Origin of the sequence: Marinobacter sp. UBA2498, assembly GCF_002341575.1 — a bacterium.
Classification (GTDB): domain Bacteria; phylum Pseudomonadota; class Gammaproteobacteria; order Pseudomonadales; family Oleiphilaceae; genus Marinobacter; species Marinobacter manganoxydans.
The window spans coordinates 23,700-41,681 of record NZ_DDOI01000108.1; the positions used below are offsets into that span (position 1 = coordinate 23,700).

14 protein-coding genes and 1 pseudogene are annotated in these 17,982 nt (G+C 53.7%); 6 read left to right on the forward strand and 9 right to left on the reverse strand.

Features of this window, described 5'->3' with window-relative positions; all coding sequences use genetic code 11:
• The 5 genes and pseudogenes from B2W52_RS15060 to B2W52_RS15080 all read right to left on the reverse strand — a co-directional run.
• Positions 1 to 539, reverse strand: a pseudogene (locus B2W52_RS15060) (phosphonate ABC transporter, permease protein PhnE); the annotation flags it as partial.
• Positions 539 to 1,360 (reverse strand): phosphonate ABC transporter ATP-binding protein, encoded by an 822-nt coding sequence (gene phnC / locus B2W52_RS15065; RefSeq protein WP_011783459.1) that lies wholly within the window; start codon positions 1,358 to 1,360, stop codon positions 539 to 541. The pseudogene B2W52_RS15060 and the gene phnC, both read right to left, overlap by 1 nt.
• A gap of 52 nt (positions 1,361 to 1,412) precedes the next feature.
• Positions 1,413 to 2,360 (reverse strand): phosphate/phosphite/phosphonate ABC transporter substrate-binding protein, encoded by a 948-nt coding sequence (locus B2W52_RS15070; RefSeq protein ID WP_011783460.1) that lies wholly within the window; start codon positions 2,358 to 2,360, stop codon positions 1,413 to 1,415.
• Positions 2,361 to 2,412: 52 nt separating this feature from the next.
• The gene (gene phnF, locus B2W52_RS15075) at positions 2,413 to 3,141 is read right to left on the reverse strand and encodes a phosphonate metabolism transcriptional regulator PhnF (RefSeq protein WP_041656076.1); all 729 of its coding nucleotides are present in this window, start codon (positions 3,139 to 3,141) and stop codon (positions 2,413 to 2,415) included.
• Positions 3,142 to 3,481: 340 nt separating this feature from the next.
• Entirely contained in the window at positions 3,482 to 3,988 is a 507-nt protein-coding gene (locus B2W52_RS15080; RefSeq protein WP_273070538.1) for an HNH endonuclease, read from the reverse strand.
• A 284-nt stretch (positions 3,989 to 4,272) separates the two neighbouring features.
• Between B2W52_RS15080 and B2W52_RS15085 the strand changes: the two genes are divergently transcribed.
• Positions 4,273 to 4,962: a hypothetical protein gene (locus B2W52_RS15085; protein WP_273070536.1), complete on the forward strand. Its 690-nt coding sequence runs from the start codon at positions 4,273 to 4,275 to the stop codon at positions 4,960 to 4,962.
• 62 nt (positions 4,963 to 5,024) lie between these two features.
• On the opposite strand, the gene B2W52_RS15090 is transcribed toward B2W52_RS15085, so the two are convergent.
• Genes B2W52_RS15090 through B2W52_RS15105 form a run of 4 tightly spaced genes read right to left on the reverse strand, consistent with a single transcriptional unit; the run spans position 5,025 to position 9,263 of the window.
• On the reverse strand, positions 5,025 to 6,968 hold the full coding sequence (locus tag B2W52_RS15090; RefSeq protein ID WP_273070534.1) for a DUF3732 domain-containing protein: 1,944 nt from the start codon (positions 6,966 to 6,968) through the stop codon (positions 5,025 to 5,027).
• A complete protein-coding gene (locus tag B2W52_RS15095; protein ID WP_273070532.1) occupies positions 6,965 to 7,453 on the reverse strand; it encodes a three component ABC system middle component in 489 nt (162 codons plus the stop codon). Before B2W52_RS15095 ends, B2W52_RS15090 begins: the two co-directional genes overlap by 4 nt.
• Positions 7,450 to 8,673 carry an ABC-three component system protein gene (locus tag B2W52_RS15100; protein WP_273070530.1) on the reverse strand — a complete coding sequence of 408 codons (1,224 nt, stop codon included), beginning with the start codon at positions 8,671 to 8,673 and terminating at the stop codon, positions 7,450 to 7,452. Before B2W52_RS15100 ends, B2W52_RS15095 begins: the two co-directional genes overlap by 4 nt.
• A gap of 53 nt (positions 8,674 to 8,726) precedes the next feature.
• Complete coding sequence (locus B2W52_RS15105; protein WP_273070528.1) at positions 8,727 to 9,263, reverse strand: calponin homology domain-containing protein; 537 nt, start codon at positions 9,261 to 9,263, stop codon at positions 8,727 to 8,729.
• 462 nt (positions 9,264 to 9,725) lie between these two features.
• On the opposite strand from B2W52_RS15105, the gene B2W52_RS15110 reads away from it, so the two are divergent.
• The 5 genes from B2W52_RS15110 to B2W52_RS15130 form a co-directional block, all read left to right on the forward strand.
• On the forward strand, positions 9,726 to 10,289 hold the full coding sequence (locus B2W52_RS15110; RefSeq protein ID WP_273070526.1) for a recombinase family protein: 564 nt from the start codon (positions 9,726 to 9,728) through the stop codon (positions 10,287 to 10,289).
• A gap of 248 nt (positions 10,290 to 10,537) precedes the next feature.
• Positions 10,538 to 13,642: an anti-phage-associated DUF499 domain-containing protein gene (locus B2W52_RS15115; protein ID WP_273070524.1), complete on the forward strand. Its 3,105-nt coding sequence runs from the start codon at positions 10,538 to 10,540 to the stop codon at positions 13,640 to 13,642.
• 2 nt (positions 13,643 to 13,644) lie between these two features.
• Positions 13,645 to 14,298, forward strand: a complete 654-nt coding sequence (locus B2W52_RS15120; RefSeq protein ID WP_273070522.1) for an anti-phage-associated DUF3780 domain-containing protein — start codon at positions 13,645 to 13,647, stop codon at positions 14,296 to 14,298.
• Positions 14,299 to 14,303: 5 nt separating this feature from the next.
• A complete protein-coding gene (locus tag B2W52_RS15125; RefSeq protein WP_273070520.1) occupies positions 14,304 to 17,345 on the forward strand; it encodes an anti-phage-associated DUF1156 domain-containing protein in 3,042 nt (1,013 codons plus the stop codon).
• A gap of 104 nt (positions 17,346 to 17,449) precedes the next feature.
• On the forward strand, positions 17,450 to 17,982 hold a 533-nt coding region (locus B2W52_RS15130), incomplete at its 3' end, for a phospholipase D-like domain-containing protein (protein ID WP_286803677.1).

Below are 17,982 nucleotides of genomic sequence, written 5' to 3' on the forward strand. Positions count from 1 at the left end.
GAGTAATTACTGGCGGCAAACCAGGCCAGGGGAATGGACAGGCTGACGGCCAGAAGCGTGCCCCAGAGTGCAATTTCCAGGGTCTCTATCATTTTGCCAAACACGGTTTTCACGTAGCCCAAGGGGTCGTAAAGCACTTCCGTGGTTTCGGTTGCGCTCTCCAGTTGCAGAGTGTCCTCATTGAGGCGTTGGGTGGTGGTTTCCTGGCTTTCCACGCGGGCGAACAGGGGCAGTTCGTCGGCGTTAAAATCGTTCATCCGGGCCACTTCTTCAGATGTCGCCATCTGTGGCGGCCACATGGAATCGGCCACCTTGCTAAGGCCGCGCACCACCTGGGATTCGTCGTTCAGGCCCACCAGGTTGCCAACGGCCTGGGTGGTCATGGAGACCATGCGGTCCATTTCGGTCCGGTGGCCGGTGACCAGAAGCAGCGCCAGAATCAGAATGGCGATTACAAGATGTTTCAGCCGGAACGGCTGATCCAGATGCCAGTGCAAACGGGTACCCTGGGGTGGCACGGGAATGGGTCGGGTGTTCATCACATACCTCCCGCCGCTTCGAGTTGCGGGGTGTCTTCCCGGGCCTGCGTCGGCTCGCCATCGCCCCAGTCGGCGTTCTGGTAGAGCCTGCCAAGGCGCTGGTCGTCGAATTCTTCCGGCGCGCCGTCAAAGACAACTTCGCCACTGCGCATACCGACAATCCGGTCGCCGAATTCACGGGCCAGATCCACCTGGTGCAGGCTGCAGATGACGGTAGCATTAAGCTCCCGGGCTGCGTCTTTCAGCAGGGTGAGAATATCCCGTGAAATCTGGGGGTCCAGGCTGGCCACGGGCTCATCGGCAAGCACCACTTTCGGGTCCAGCATGAAGGCTCTTGCGATACCCACCCGTTGTTGCTGGCCCCCGGAGAGTTCGCCGGCCCGACGGTGAAGGTGTTCGGGCTTGAGTCCCACCCGTTCAAGATAGTGGCAGGCTTTCTCGCGCTGCTCCGGATGAAACCACCCGCACAGTGCCCGCGCCAGGGACACTTCAGGCAAAGCACCGGAAAGCACATTGGCAGCGACACTGGCGCGGGTTGCCAGGTTGAAATGCTGGTGGATCATGGCCACCCGTTTGCGCAGTTCTCGCTCGCTCGTTTGTGTCAACTCAAGCCCATCAACCTGCACCTTCCCTGCTGTCGGTTTCATCAACCCGTTGACTGCTCGTAACAGCGTGGATTTGCCAGCGCCGGATGGGCCAAGAATGACGCAGAACTGCCCTTGTGGCACCTCCAGGTCAACGCTGTTCAGGGCACGGGTGCCGTCTGCCCAGGTTTTTTCGATCGCACTGAGCTTGACCATGGATGTTGGTGTCTGGCTCATGATTTTCTCCTGTTGACTGCCCGCCTGATGGGGCGGGCAGATATCCGTCCGTTCAGCGCTTGTTGCCGGCAGCAAGAATGGACTGTTTAACGTCACGGTTAACGGCGTTCAGCATGTCGCCGACTTCCGCCATGGTTTCTTCGCTGACGTCGCTGGTGTAACGGTCAACCTGCTTGCCGCCATAGCCGCGAATCTGCTCGGGTTTGATGCCGGCCATGGTGTGGACATTGTTGAAGGCATCCTGCAGGCGGGCCTTGATGTCGGCGCTCACTTCCGGCTGGATGGCCAGCGGTGGGTATGGCAGGGGTGCGCTTTTGGCAACCACCTTGATGTCGTTGCCGTCGATGGCGCCTGCGTTCAGGGCTTTTTCATAGGAATCGAAAGACGCGCCACCAACATCTACAAGCCCCTGGGACAGGGCAGACAGCACATTGGCGTGACTGCCCGCCATGTTCACTTTGGCAGTATCCGTGGCGGGATCAATGCCCTCACGGAGCATCATGGCCACCGGAATATTGAAACTGGAGGTGGAGTTGATGTCACCCAGCGCAAGTCGTTTGCCGCGAATATCGGACATGCTTTCGACACCACTATCCTTGCGGGCAAAAATGCCGGAGTAGTACACAGACCTGCCTTTGCTGACGGCCATGGCCAACAGGTTGGCGCAACCACGGTCGTGGGCCTGCAGATAACTGACGGGACCAAACCAGGCAATGTCGGCAGAGCCATTACACATGGCTTCAACAACCGCGCCGTAGCTCTGGCCAACTTTCAACTCAAAGTTCAGGCCGGTGGCTTCCGATATGGCATTGAAGATGGGTTCAAAGTCTTTCCGGGTGCCGTCTTCAGTGCCGCCGTCGGCGGGAATTAGCACTACCCGCAAAGGCCGGTCACTGGTGCCATCGTTGGCGGCGGCCATAACCGCGGCAGAGCCGAGCATGGCAATGGCGGTGATTACGGATACCGCGTATTTGAGAAGAGAGTGCAGTTTCGGATACATTACAGAAGCTCCCGTAGGGTCTTGATTCAGGTGTTCGACCGTTAGTAGACAGTCATGGGTTGATGCACAGTTGGATCCGGTCTGCGCGAAACCGGGTAATCACGTACTCAAGCGGGGTCAGATCCCGCTCATGCACGTTGGTACTCTTTACCCGCAGCACGGGCTGGGTTCTGGGCATGGCCAGAAGGCCTGCGTCGTCGCCCTGCGGGAGCATCGCTGTTACCAGACTCTGGACACGCTTGAGTGAGTAGCCGTAGTGCTCCGCCAGGAAGCCGTGCAGCGAGCCACCTTCGTATTCATCCCGGACTTTCCCGAACCTGGCTTCCGGCAGGAAGTGCGAAATAATGCAGAAGGGCGAGCCATCCACGGTTCGCACGCTTTCAATCCAGATCACCGGCTCCCCCACTGCAATGGCCAGGCGCTCGGCCACCCGCTCGATCGCAGGCAGGACCTGTTTGCGAACAACACGCCCACCAGTGGACGCACCCATGGCCGTCAGGTTTTCGGTGAACCGGGTGTCGGAACCCAGTGGGTAGTCGATCTGATTGTTAATCACGAACACACCGCGACCGTGCTGGCGCTCCAAAAGGCCATCCGCAACCAGAAGATCAATGGCGCGCCGGAGTGTGTGGCGATTAACGCCAAAACGATCCGCCATCTCGTTTTCCGAAGGCAGCATATCGCCCGGGGCATACTGGTTCAGAACATCACGTTCCAGGTGCTGGGCAATCTGGCGGTAAAGTGCGTGGCCGGTTTCGCGTTGCAGGGTGTAGAGGCTCATAGGCATGTCTATACAAGTTGATTTGTAGGAAAGCCTAAAGGACTAATGTGACAAAGTTGTTATGGTTTAGTGACGAGACTGCCGGGACCGAATGAGCTTTACTGAAACTTAAATTCCATCAATGTGGCTTGCCGGATTTGGGGAATGCCTACCGGGCGAATTTTTCGGACATTGGGAACAAGATTGGACTTACCCCCGTACGAACGACACACCCGAGCCTTAAACAGGGGCTTTGCGACTCGGGTCTGAATGTCCGCTTTGCGACCCAAGCGGCCAAATCGTGGTCGCATGAACTGGGTAAAGAGTTGAAAAAGTGTAACCTGCTACATGCCATTGAATATCATGTGCTTGCCAGAATGTTACGTGTAACAAGGGGACTAAAGACGTGGTCGATCTCGATATCGTCCCCGTTCTGGATGACACGATTGGTGAAGGGACTGATCCAGCGGCCGGTAATCACCCGGCAGCGCTTGTTGTCAGCAAATCGAACCTGCGTGGTAGAGGTGGCGATAAGGACTTCGGCACGGCTATCTTGGCAGTCCCCATCAGCGTCATCCCAGCCGTGACCGAACGCTGATCGCTTGTAGTTTTGCCGCTCATCTGACTGCTCCTGATACCCTTTGAGCGATACTCGGGAGACTCCCTGTGGAAGTTTCCCGCCCGAAGCCAGACAGTCCTCAAGAGACTCAAAAGCTTGATAGTTCTTGGTTCGCTCGTACCAACTGCTCTGTGTAGGATGGCACAATCCACTGCCCGACATTTTCACGACGGCTGCGCCGGTCGCACTGCTGAACGAGAACCCCGCAAGGAGTACCAAGAGAGGAAGGGTTCTGGAAGCGCTTACCATAATGTATAAATACCTGTTGCAGAGTAAACTGGGTACAACGTGCAAACCCATTTTAGCGTAGCGTTTTAAATCGATATCCCTGCGGGGAGATGCTCTAATACAAGCATGTGACTGAGCCCACAGGCCCGTCGACATCTTGAAATTTACAGCTGTTAAAAGGGCGTCGAAGTCTACTCATAGCCGCCGGTCACCACAACATGAAACAACTCCGGACCGGAGCTGCTGTTTTACTTTCTCTGTTTTGAAATTTTCGTCGGGATTGCGAAGGGGGAGACCAACCATAAATGGCAATCAGTTTTTACGAAAAAGATGAGTTATCGTCCGGCTTTTACGGATGGCGTGTTGTCGCCACCATTCGAGGTAAACGATATCAAAAATACATCTCGTTAAATCGCCGCAACACCCGAGTACCCCAAGAGCTCTGGCACAAGTACCAAGAGACCAAAGCCCGATACTACGAGGCTCGATATGCGATGCGTTCGGCCGCCATCCAGTACTTGGATTTCATCACCAAAGATCATCCCAATACTCGGGCATACCGTGGAGTTGGAATGCATGGCATCACGCTAGGGATCGGGGCCGATAGAGGTAGGGCGTCTGAAACTTGTTATTTCTCTGTGAATAAACGGGGTGCAGCGACCAAATTCTATATCGATGATAGGACGCCACTGTCGAAAGCGTGGGAACAAGCAGTTTCCTACTGGGGCGAGGTCCATGAGATTCGATCCAAGGATGTCGCTAAGAAGCTCAAATTGGTCCCCACTCCTGATCAATTCAAAGCGCTTCGCAAGCAGTTGAATGATCAAGAGGGTCATGATTTTTCGGCCAGTGTCCTGCATCATGTTTATGCTGAGCAGCGTAATCAACTGGAAAAACGAAAAGCCCTTGAAAACACAAATGGACGTCTTGCCGGAGATGAGTTATTGGCCATGTATGCCAATTTGGAACGAGAGGTCTCAGAGTACCGGAAGTAAATTGGGCAGTGTAGTCCGCTGCAATGTTTCGTTATGACTTTTTAGCCGACGTATCGCGTAGCTCATCTGCTTTGCCACTCTTCTGGAACTAGCGCCGGCGGCTTTGTCCAAGGCTGTTCGACTAATGCTTCTTGAAACCAGTGGTCACGAAGGTTCGCGTGCTCAGTGACGATCAGTTGGAAGCCGGGAACCTCGTCCTGGGTGAACTTTAGCAATAACTCGAACAGTCGGCGTACTGCATCTAGGTCGGCGTCAGCTTCTGTCTTCTGTACTGACCCGTCTGCGTCGCTGTAAACCTGTTCAGACGGGAAATAGACCTGGGTCGGCTGATCGATCATCAGAAAGCGAGGGATTGGGCGGTTATTCTTTGCGGCGAAAAGGTGCAGCGCAAGCAGTGCTGATAGGTGGTAGGCCAGATGATTTTCGCCTCCTCCAGTCCGCCCCATCGGAACCGGGCGTTCGGGGCGATCGAAAATTATGGTCAGCTGCGGTAGGTTTAGCCGCGCTGGGTAAGGGCTGAACTCGGCATCGAACTTTTGGATGTACCGTGACAAGTTCGCGGAGATATTGTTGAGGATTGAGGTTAGGCGTTCGTCGCTGTCATCGGCGCCGATCTGGTCCTCAAGCTGTTCAACCTTGTTGTTAAGGCGACGATTCTGGGCTTCCAACCGAGCAAGTTCTTCGTTCGGCAGAAGCGTCTCCATAAAGAGGCTGATACGACCAACGACGCGCGCGGCCGCGTTGTTGCGGTTGCCCATCTGAGAGATGGCCTCGTTGGCCGAGATCGCCGCAGATAGCTCTGCTTCCTTCTGCCTAATGGCGCCCGCTGCCCCGTCCACTTTGCTCGTCAATTCGGCGAGGTAGGCTTCGAGCTTCGGACGCTGGCCGGTCGCGATGCGCAATTCCCTGTCAAGCGATTCCAGCTCGTTGAGCAGGGCCGCGGCGACAGGGGACTCCATCGCTAGGTTTCGTTCGCTGAACGGCCATTGCCATTCTCCGCTGTCAGGGTTTTTCGGCAGAGCCTTGATCGAAGCCAGCCGGTCTAATTGTTCGGATGCCTCATTCTCGTAGCCGCCCGCCCGCTTGGCAAATTGTCGTGCCGCGTCAATCCTGGCCTGGATGTCGCGTCGATCTTGGCGCAACTGACTTATCTCTTCTTCCAAAAGCGAAATCCGGCTGCCGTCGTCGTCGGGCACCTTTTCGGGCTTCCACGACAGCGCCGACCTCAGTGCGTTGATGATCCCGTCTGCGTTCGGGCTCCCCTCGTCGCCAATGACGCCGACGCTTCTGGCTTCCGAGTAGAGGCCGATGGCCTGCTCATGCGATGTGTCGACAGCATTGCGCGCCTGCTCCAGCTGCTTTTTGTTAATCCTCAGATCCCGCTGAGCTGTGCGCAGCCGAGATTCCAGTTCATAGCGGTCGTGGGAGGAGACGCCGAGCAGGATCGGCAGGGTATCTCGGATTGCCTGAGGCTGGTACTGCTCGTTCTGACGGTAGAAAAGCTGATCCTTGTTGGCTATCAGCCCCTGCTTCTGGAACAGATAGTAGAACGTGTGCTTGACGTTCGCTTCGTAACTGTCGCGGCTGTGTTCAAGCGCGACATCAGTGCGGTTCTCGGGAATGCCGAGCAGGCGCGACAGCAACTCAACGACGCTATTGTCATCAGCGTTGACCGCCAGGTTCATGAGCTCAGGCGCCTGCAACTGAACACCACGTCGCAGCATCGCCGTGCTACAACTGGCTCCGCCGCTAGGCGGGCTCGGCTTGGCGATCAGAACCTGTTCTTTCTCGAACTGATAGATCACGGCGAACCATGCCACCTTGTCGCGAATAACGCCTTCGGGAACGTTGAATGAGGAGCGGCCCATGCAATACTCGATGATCTCAGAGAGTGCAGATTTGCCGGTAGAGGAGCGGCCGGTGATGACGTTGAGTCCCTCTACCTTGAAGGTGAGATCTCGGCGCTGACCGTCGTGGTTGTAGATATGGATGGATCTGATCTTCATGGGCGAATCCCAAAAGTCGTGTAAACGGTCACCGGATCGGCGATGCGTGCAAATTCCCTTCCCACGATGCGTGCTACTTTCTGGCAGGAGACGGTCTCGTGAGTTCCACGGACGGTCTTGTGCACCTTGTTGGGCACGGTCTGGATGCGGCCATCACCCGCAACGACGATGCACCCTCGTTCCATCAGCAGACCGAACCCCTCGAAGACATAGGGCAGCATCTGCGTCACTCGGTCGGCGAATCCCACTATAATCTGCTGGTTCTTTTCCGTGGTCTTGAGGAGGTAGCTACGCGGACTTGCTGCAAGGACTTCCCGCGAATCCTTATGCAGGCACAAGGGCAGCACCAGCAGCGACAGAGAGAAGGGCATGCCGCGAGCATCTTGTTCCTCGTAACCGAGGAGGGCGCGGTACAGGACCAGGCCGCAGAAGGCTGGGTTGAACAGGTTTCGAATCTCGACGGGGCGCAGGTTCCATCGCTTCACGAGGCCACCCCGAGTACTCTGGCAAGACGATCAAGAAACCTAGGGTGCCAGTAGACCTTAGGTTCGGGCGTCGCATCGGCCAAAATATGGAAACTGCCGCGAAGGACATAGGGCTCACTAACCCGGGCGCGGATTCGCAGGGATTCGAGCTTCCCTGTCTCGAACTCCGCCCAGTTATAGAGGGTCGCGCCGGCTTCGCGAAGCGCGCTTTCGGCGCTGTCGCCCGCCAACTTCTCGAAGACGACATCCTTGTAGCGGCTCCACTCGTCGGCGAGCCGATCTTCGTATTCCTCGACTTCTCCTGACACCAGCAGGTTCTCGCGTGCCCAAGCGGACCGCTGCTCGAACGCCCGGTAGTAGTCGAGGACTGCGCTCCTTATCCGGCTAGAGGAGAGGCCGATCTCGCGCAGTTGCGCCACAAACAAACGCGGATCGGCCGTGATATCAATCTCGTCTGCGGGCTGCTTCCCGCGGAAGGTGATGGGGAGGTTGTCCGTTTTGTATTCCTCGGCGAAGTTGGAGAGCTTGTCTGATACCTCGTAACCGAAAATTCCTTCCGCGTGCGCACGGGTCAACTGCATAATCACGGCATCAGTCCACCAGCCTTCCAGTCGCTCGAACACGAACTCCCTGTGCTCGCGCCGGATACTTCGCATGTGCTTATCTCTGATGATCGACGGGATATCACCTATACGCGGGCTGCTGTCGAAGATCACAATACGTTCAAGGAAATCCTGCTTCTCGGGGTCACTCAGTTCGTTGAACGCCTTAGCGATCGACGCGATGAGTTGCGACTTCGAGTTGGCGAGCGAGGCATTCGCCAGTTCAGTTAGTGTCGCCAGATCGCCTGAGGCGATGGGCTGGTCAGGGAGAAGGCGCGCGAGAAACGAGCCGGTACTGACGGTGCCCGTAGTGAACAGGAAAAATTGCAGGTTGGAGGCGGAACGGCCATCGCGTTTATATCGCTCCAGCCAGATGTTCACGGACTTCCAGAAGTCGGGGGAAAGGTCGGTAAGCTTGTCGCCGACTGCCTTGTGCTTGAGTGATGCTAGGGATTTGCCGTCAGCACTGTCGACGAAGTCGAGATCGTCGTCCTTTTCCAAGAAGACGGCGGTGTCCTCCGGCAACTGCAATAGACGGAGCAGGGCGAGTCGCGCTTGGTAGATATATCCCAGGCCTTGCTCGCTGGCTGAATATTTGTCGGTTTTTGTGACTTTCATTGGTCCAACCAATTATTACCAGAGGTCACAAGACTGCCCTGTTGACCCACTTGTTAGACACTCTCTCGCCCAATCCAGAATTCAATCTCTCGGCTTAACGTGACGGGGAATGGTTCTTTTTGAAAGATCTCCTTGTCTTTCCACTGTTCCCACAAGAGGTAGGCAACGACTCGATGGTTTCCATCGATTATTTCGTGCTCGCCGTCTTTCTCAACCAAAATGGGCGCGCAGGGTAAATTGCCGATTTCTCGAAGATATTGTAGTAATCTAGCGATTCTAGGCCCTGCTTCCTCCCCCATGAACTCGGAATAAGCGCACGGGACACCAGCTGCATGGAAGCTAATCATTTCCTGAATACGACGGTTGCACTGTGTTGTTAGCACCAATGATGGAGGATAAATAATTTCCTTGCTCCATTTTAACGATGTCCAATATTCTAGGTCTTTATTTGCAAGCAAGCCCTTCCACCTACCTTCAAGAGGAGACGGCGGAGGCCAGCCTTCAGACTCGGCGTAATAACCAATCCATTGATCGATTACATCATCAGGAAAGTTTGGCAAATCTTCGGATACTTGCTCGATGATGCGCATCTCTCGTCCCTTCCTAACAGCAATTGGATTGAAGTCCCAGTGATTATGGTTTTTAACATTACTGCTCAATCCAACAAAATTTTAAAACAACAGCTTAGCTCACGGCTTAAAGCCTTGCCACGTAGCTATTTGAACCCGGGGATCATGAGCCATGAATAGTACTGAAGGTCCACACGGAACCGGGTCAAATCAGTTAGACATTCAACTTGGAAGGATGATTTTGAACCATATCAGCTAGTGCGACGGGAAGCGTAGAGCGGAAGCCTCACTGTTGTGGGCGAGGGATCGTCGATGTAATGCAGGCTCTGTTCGGAATCGAAGAATTTTCCGCCTGACGGCCGATTGGATAGATAACGAACGTTTTCTGTACGCCTTTTTCGGTCCGCAAAAAGGCGTCAATTTCCTGTTGTTTTCTGTCTAAAAATCACGTACAAAAAACTATGATTATAAAAGGTGCGTTTAATGATCATAGGCTATGCCCGTGTCAGTACCCAGGATCAAAATCCTGAATTCCAGGTGGATGCTTTGGAAAGGGCTGGGTGCGAGCAGATCTTCCAAGAAAAACTTACAGGCAGACTCCGAGAGCGCCCCGAATTGTCGCAGTGCTTACGCACACTTCGAAAGGGGGACGTTTTGGTTGTATGGAAATTGGACCGACTGGCCCGTTCACTGAAAGATCTAGTTGAGATCGTTCAGGAGCTGAATGACCGGGCGATTGGCTTCAAATCGCTTACAGAAGCGATCGATACCACCAGCTCCGGTGGACGCTTGGTATTTCATATCTTTGGTGCGCTAGCAGAGTTTGAGCATGATCTGATTCGTGAGCGCACGATTGCAGGTCTTCAGGCAGCCAGAGCGAGAGGACGAAAGGGTGGTCGAAGACCCGCTATGTCTGATTCCGATATACGTAAAGCGGCCGCTATGTTGTCAGACCCCCTGATCACGAAAACGGAAGTTGCTGCACACTTCGGCGTAACCCGAACGACGTTGAATGCATCACTTAAAAGAATAGGATTGGCAGCCTAGTTAGACGCTGTGAAAAAATGCTTTAGTGGAGAACGACCGATGACGGACGATCAAGCTAACCACCATCAGTCTACAGTCCCCATCTGTTGTTTGTTTATGACACCTAGACATAATCGACCCAGCCACGCAGAACAGATGGTTTGTAGCTACCTGACTGTAAGCGAATTGGTCAAAAAACTTAGAGAGGATGGCCCTTTGCCGCGGTTGTCCAAATCTTCTCAACCAATAATCGGCAAGGAGGCGTCCTGATGTTAAAAACCGTCAAGCAAGCGTGTGAGTTTGATCCTCAAGTAATGGACTACCAGATGTCTCAGGGGGTTGAACACCTATCGGACGTAATAGCGGACGAAGGTGATGGGACAGCCTTTTTCGATCGCAACTTCGTTACACAGGGGATGGAGCAGCTCTTCAATGAGGGGCTTTTGCGCTTGTCTGGAAAGTCCGATCAGGCCGTCTTCGAATTAAGTCAGGCGATGGGTGGTGGTAAGACTCACCTGATGATTGCCTTGGGTTTGATGGCTAAGCATAAGCATCTGCGCCAGACGTATCTGCCTGACTCTTTGCAGTCCCAGGTCGAGATCCCTGCGGTTAAATTGGCTGCATTTAATGGTCGTAATAACCCCGATCACTATGTCTGGGGCGAGATTGCTACCCAGCTTGGCAAGGCCGCTGAAATCCGCGATTACTGGGCAAATGGTCCTCGCGCCGTTGATGAAAGCACTTGGATGGAGCTTATCGGTGATGAGCCAACACTCATCATGCTCGATGAGCTTCCACCGTATCTGAGCATGGCCGCTACGCAAAAAGTGGGCGACGGTACGTTAGCCAGCCTTACTACCTATACTCTTGGCTGTCTGATGAGTGCTGCGCTCAAATTACCACGTTGTGCCGTAGTCATCGCCAACCTATCAGGTTCCTACGAAAAACAGACCGAAGCAATCCGTGAAGCCATCACAGACCTCCAGAATGAAGCCAGCCGCCAGGCAAAAAGTATTACGCCCGTTTCCCTGGAGGGCAGCGAGATTTACCAAATTCTTCGTAAGCGCTTGATCAGTGAAATGCCTGATGAAGACGTAATCAGCGAAGTAGCGAATGCCTATGCGAGTCGGGTCAAAGCCGCAAAAGATGGGGGGCATATTGATGCTACGTATATTGGAAACGTGGTAGAAGAAGTTGAGGAAACGTACCCGTTCCACCCCTCGTTTAAACACATCGTGGCGCTCTTCAAGGACAATGAGACATTTCGCCAGACGCGCGGGTTGATGCAGTTTGCGGCTCGTTTGGCAAAAAGTGTACTTACACGTGAGCAGGACGATGTATATCTGATCGGTGCTCAGCACTTCAATCTAAACGACCCGGCAGTACGTTCTGAGTTCACCCGCATTGCCAACCAGCTTAATCCGGCGCTAACACGGGATATTGCCGACGGAGGTAATGCAATAGCCGAGGAAATTGATGCCGAGATCGATCCCGATGCTGCCAGCGCTCAGCAGGTCAGCACCTTGTTGTTGGCGACCTCTCTTTCCCGAACAGGGGGGCGCATTGGCCTGACCGAAAGCGAGATCATTGAATTTTTGGCGGCTCCGAATCGTAAGCCGAGCGAATACAAGACGGCGCTGGGAAAGCTTCAGGAGAGGGCTTGGTATCTTCATCGCGAAGAGGAGCGCTATTACTTCAAAGAAACCGAAAACCTCACGCGCCAGATTGAGCGAATGGCAAAGGACGTAGCGCCTAACCGAGTGGACAAGGAGCTGATTCGACGTATCACCTCGATTTTGACCCCCTCGGAAAAAAAGGCGTATCAAAGTGTTCTTGTGATGCCCGAGTTGGATAACATCAAGCTTGGAGGTGGTCGAGTACTGATTGTAGTGCGTCCTGATGGCCGCACTCCACCTGAAAAGCTGAACTGGTTTTTTGAATACGTCGAAGAAAAGAACAGCCTCATGTTTCTTACCGGCATGGATAGCCACTTAGCTGATGCCGTAGAGAATAGGCAGCGAGAAGCCTATGCGATAGAGCAAGTCTGTGCGCAGCTGAAAACGGGAGACACACTCTACCAAGAAGCACAGGAGCGTCGCGAAGACATCCACATGCGTCTCGACCAAGCCATTTCGGCAGCCTACAACCGTTTATATTTCCCCTCTGCGGGGTTTGACGGTTCCGGTGAATTAGGCCGGGCTACCATTCAAAACAATCTCAGTATCCAGAATGCCGAGAAACAGCTTGAGACCTTGCTCGCGAGCGCAAGCTGTGAGGAAAAGCTCGCACTGGATATGCGCGACAACCTCGAAGCTTTCTGGTCTGAACTAGAAGAATACGTATGGCCCAGTAATAGCCGCCGTGTGCGTTGGCAGGATGTAGTGAGCAAGATGAAGACCGACCCAACCCTGCCCTGGTTGCCGGGTAATAACGGTCTCGACACGCTCAAGCAAGAAGCACTGCGCCAAGGGCGCTGGCGTGACAACGATGACGGCTACATGGAGAAGGGGCCATTCCCCACGGAAAAAACGACGGCGAGTATTACCGTTAACAAAGTATCAACAGATAACGGAACAACTGAACTGACTATAACGCCTCGTCATGCTGGCCCCAATCCGGTAATACACTATGCGGACCACTCTGGGGTAAGCACGTCGGATCCGCTCGTCGAAACCCCCGATGAATTCAATACCGATAAAGCGACGCTTTACTTTCTCGTGGTAGATAGTGATGGCAAACACCAAACAGGCGAACCTGTCTGCTGGAATGCAACACTGAAAATTCGTCATCAGATTCATACGCAAGGGGATAAGCGCACAGTTGAGTTGCAGTGTACCCCCCAGGCTGAAATGACATACACGCTGGATGGTTCCAACGCGAAAGACGGCGACCCTTATCAGGACCCTTTTGACGTTGGTTCTGAGAAGCAGGTGCTACTGGTTTATGCCGAATCGGGTGAGGCCAGTGCTAGCGAGCAGTTCACTATTCCAGCTAAGGGTGATAACCGGGTTCAGCTGGACGACAAAAAGCCGACCAAGCTCAGGTCAAAGACGACTCTGGACGCCACTAACAAAAGCTATGCCGTACTGAATCACTTCAAAGAGGATGAGCAAACCCGTTTTCGTGGCGTGCGTATCGAAGTGGGTGAAGGCGAGAATACAGTCTCGGTGCGTTTCCAAGAGCGTGCCGTCACAGCCTCTGAAATGGAGATAGCTCTCAACGCCATACGGCAGATCGTTAACGACGATAACGCTAACGTGACCATTCGAATCGCTAGTGGCGCAGACTTTATTAACGGATATGAAGCCAAAGAATTTGCCCGTCTAGCCGGTGTTGAACTTAAACCAGAAAGTGTTGTGCAAGGAAGCGAATAATCATGGAATTGGCACAACAAAACACCGAGGGTAACACCATGAGCCAGCGAACAAAGGTGTCAGGCACCGGACCGCGTCCGACTGAAGGATTCGGTGTTCCCATGACCGAAACCAACCCGCATTGTTTTCTTGTGCGCGTACCCAAGAGCAACAGTGGGGCCGTAGAAATTGTGGAAAATCTCGGCGTGAAGTCTAAAGATGACAGCGGTGAGGAAATTGTGCGGGTTATTTTGGATCGCCCTCGCTGGACGGCGATCCGTCAAGAAGTTCAGCGTATTTTCAACAATCGCCTGAAAGAGCACAAGCTGGCCACGAGCCGTTGGAAAGTAGGCGAAAACCCGGTGGATCGTCTTCTCGGCAAAGAGCTCTGCGTGCTGGCCTGGGCTGTCGAAAAGATGGATGAAGAGAATATCCCCGTGGCAGTTCGTAATTGGATGGCCTTTCGTCCTGAAGAGCGCTGGTGGCTGTTCAGTATGACGGCGATGAGTACCGGACTTTACTACGAGGGCGATAAGGGTTGGCGTGTAGCGCTTAGACATGCCTTGGGGGATGTGCCACAACATGAGCTATTCAAACCTCGCGGGGTAAAAAAGCGGCCTGCTGATCACGCGGAGCTGCCGCCTGACCTCTTTAGCCAAGACACGAACAAAGAGTGAGTTCTATGGATGCTACGTCGCAATCGAAGAAGGCGGAGTTAGTGCCCTTTGCTTTGAAGGATGCGCCCGCTTTGATTGAAAAAGCTTTCCCCGCTTCGAAGGTTTCGTTTGAGGCTCAACGAGAGAGGAAATCCGTTCAGAGCCAGACTATTACCGGTCTCGGGTCCTATTGGAAGGGGCGTAAGCCACTGCTGCTGGTTCGAGCGATAGTACTGGGCAGTCTTTTACCTCAGACGGAGGATGCGGAGCTGGATCTTGCCATTTTCGAGGCGCTGATGAGCTTTGATCTCACCGGTCTAGCTCGGCGTGCGGCTGCCCAAGATCCCCTTCATCCACATGATATTGCGAATTCGATCACCTTGGCATCTCCTTGGGACTACTTTCAGTTCATCATGCGCGATGAAAACGTCGATCCGCAGTTCATAGAATCTAAGAAGTTCCCGCTAGATGCGGATGAACTCGGGATTCGTATCAAGTGGCTTGATGGGCGAAACCTTGATGCTAAAGCGGAAGTTTATCGTGCCATTTTAAGTCACTACGCCTCTTATGAGGCCCGCTCGCTGCTGGGGAAGCGCCCGGAAGAGGTCGATGAGGGTTGGTTGCTTTCTCCAATTTGGCCACTTGTCAACAAAGTCTATGCGAAGTTTGGGGTTCACGCACACAGCATCCACGATCTCGTGGCTCAGTTCGGGTACTTGAGGTTCGGCAGGGCAGTTAACGTTGGCGATGTATTTTCAGGGGGGGGCTCTATTCCGTTTGAGGCAGCCCGAATGGGCTGCGGCGTTTACGCTTCAGACCTTAACCCAATCGCATGCATGCTGACCTGGGGTACCTTGAATATTATTGGCGCCGGTGTCGAAGAGCGCGAGCGCATCGACGAGATCCAGGACCAGGTTGTCAAATCGGTCGAGGACCGCATTAACGAGATGGGCATCGAGCATGATCGCCACGGAAATAGGGCAAAAGCCTTCCTCTACTGCTTAGAAACACAATGTCCCGAAACTGGCTGGATCGTTCCGCTGTCGCCTACATGGGTGGTCTCCAAATCCAGAAAGGTGGTAGCTAAGTTGATTCCGGACGAGGCTGCTAAGCGATTTGATATTGAAATTGTCTCGGGGGTGTCTAAAGAAGAAATGGCCATAGCAGAAAAAGGCACGCTTCAAAATGGCCATCTCGTTTACGAGCTCCAGGGCAAAACCTATCAGGTTGCCATAAAGACCATCCGGGGGGATTACCGAGGTCGGACTGGGTCCGGTAACAAGCTAAGGCCTTGGGAAAAAGAAGACTTTAGGCCCCGCTGTGATGATGTATTCCAGGAGCGCCTCTATGCCATCCAGTGGATCAAGGCGGATACTGTCAATAGTGGTCGCCCGTCAACTTATTTCGACTCTGTAAGTGAGGACGACCTAGAGAGAGAGCGAGCGGTCATCCAATATGTGTCCGATCACCTAGAGGCTTGGCAGAAGCAGGGTGTCGTGCCGGACATGGCCATTGAGGGCGGCGATGAAACCTCTCGCCTAAGGCGAGAACGCGGCTGGACTCATTGGCACCATTTGTTCGCGCCTCGCCAGATCCTTATTGCTGCGATCACGCGTGAGGAAATAAACAAGCTACCCGAGAAAGATCAAGCGCCGATGATGTTGTCGCTGGCCAAAATGTTGGACTGGTCAAGCAAGCTCTGTCGTTACGGGACGGGGGCTGCTCGGGAGTCGATTACGCAGACATTCTACAACCAAGCCTACAACACGAATTTTTTCTACGGCGTTCGATCATTCTTTACTGGGCAGAACTATCTTTACTTGACCAAATCGCACCACCCGGTTCAGTCCAAGGCGGAAGTACAAAATATACCAGCGAGCCAGGTTACGACTGAATGCGACCTCTGGGTTACTGATCCACCCTACGCCGATGCAGTCAGCTACCACGAAATATCCGAATTCTTCATCGCATGGCTCAGAAAGGGTATGCCTGAACCTTTTGATAGCTGGGCAAAAGACTCGAAACGCTCTATCGCCATCAAAGGCTCTGATGATGATTTCCGGCGCGGCATGGTACAAGCATATAAGGCGATGAGAGATCACATGCCGGACAATGGCCTGCAGTGTGTGATGTTTACCCATCAGGATACCGGAGTCTGGTCGGACATGGTGGGCATCTTCTGGGCAGCAGGCTTACAGGTTGTCGGAGCCTGGTACATAGCTACTGAGACATCCTCGGAATTAAAGAAGGGTGGGTATGTGCAGGGCACGGTCATTCTAATGCTGCGTAAGCGCCCCGAAGGTGACCGTAAAGGCTTCACGCGCCGAATATATCCGGCTGTTCATAAAGAAGTCGAAAACCAGATTGAGGAAATGCTCCACCTAAACCAGCGGGTTGAAGATCACACGGGCGAGCCTGTGTTTAACGATGCTGATTTGCAAATGGCCGGTTACGCTGCCGCCCTTAAAGTGCTGACGTCCTACACGGAGATCGGCGGCGAGGATGTGACCACATTTGCTCTACGCCCGCGTCAGAGAGGCGAAAAAACCGTTGTCGACGATATTGTCCAGCAGGCATCCGAAACTGCGAATAGCTTGCTGGTGCCAGATGGGCTTAAACGTGACACTTGGCAATCGATCAACGGTATCCAACGCTTCTACCTGAGGCTGCTCGACATCGAGACGACTGGCGCCAGCAAGCTCGACAACTACCAGAATTTTGCTAAAGCTTTCCGAGTGGAGGACTACACTCGGGTTATGGCAAGCACGGCGGCAAACAGCGCTAAGCTGAAGCAAGTTGAAGAAATGACGTCCCGTGATCTGATGGATACGACGGAGTTAGGGGCGACGCACCTCGGGCATTTGATGGTAGCGATTCAGCAGTTGCTAAACGATGTTGATATCAAAGTAGTCGTTAACCAATTAGTTAGCGATCTGCCGGATTACTTTGAGAGGCGAGGAGAGCTCATCGATATGACACGTTTCCTGGCCCTCAAGGCGACTAACGAAGATGTGCGCCACTGGGCTGAGGTTCTTGGCGACCGGATTGCTAACGAGCAGCTGGCATAGGAGATGTCTAAGTGTCCCTCTACCCTATGTCGATGACCTCAGGCACGCAGTCCTCAGGTATTACTCGGCTATCTTCTCGCACGCACGCGCTAGATGAGTCCTTTTTGACTAAGTATTTGGAGGGGGCTACCCGCTACCGTCGTATTGCGGGGTATTTTACCTCTTCGATGTTTGAGGTGGCCGGGGAAGCGATTATGAACATTCCTCGCGTGGAGATTGTTTGTAATGCGGATGTTCAGCCCGAGGATTTACGAGTGGCCAAGGTCGCTCAAGCCAAGCTCATGGGTAAATGGAACGAGCACTCTGATCTCGAAACCGATGCTCTGTTTAATCGAAAGCGCTACCAACAGTTGGCAGATTTCCTGACGCGAGGCCACACCATCAAAGTGGCACCGTCAAGTAACTGCGGTTTTGTTCATGGCAAGGCCGGTATTATCGATTTGGCAGACGGTCGCAAGATCGGTTTTATCGGTTCTATGAATGAGACGTCCTCTGGCTGGCGCCATCATTACGAAATCCTGTGGGCGGATGAAAGCCCAGAAGGAGTCGCTTGGATAGAGGCCGAGTTCGACTATCTCTGGCGGAACTCCGCCTTTTTACCCGACGCCGTTACCAACGAGATCCGCCGGCGAACAAA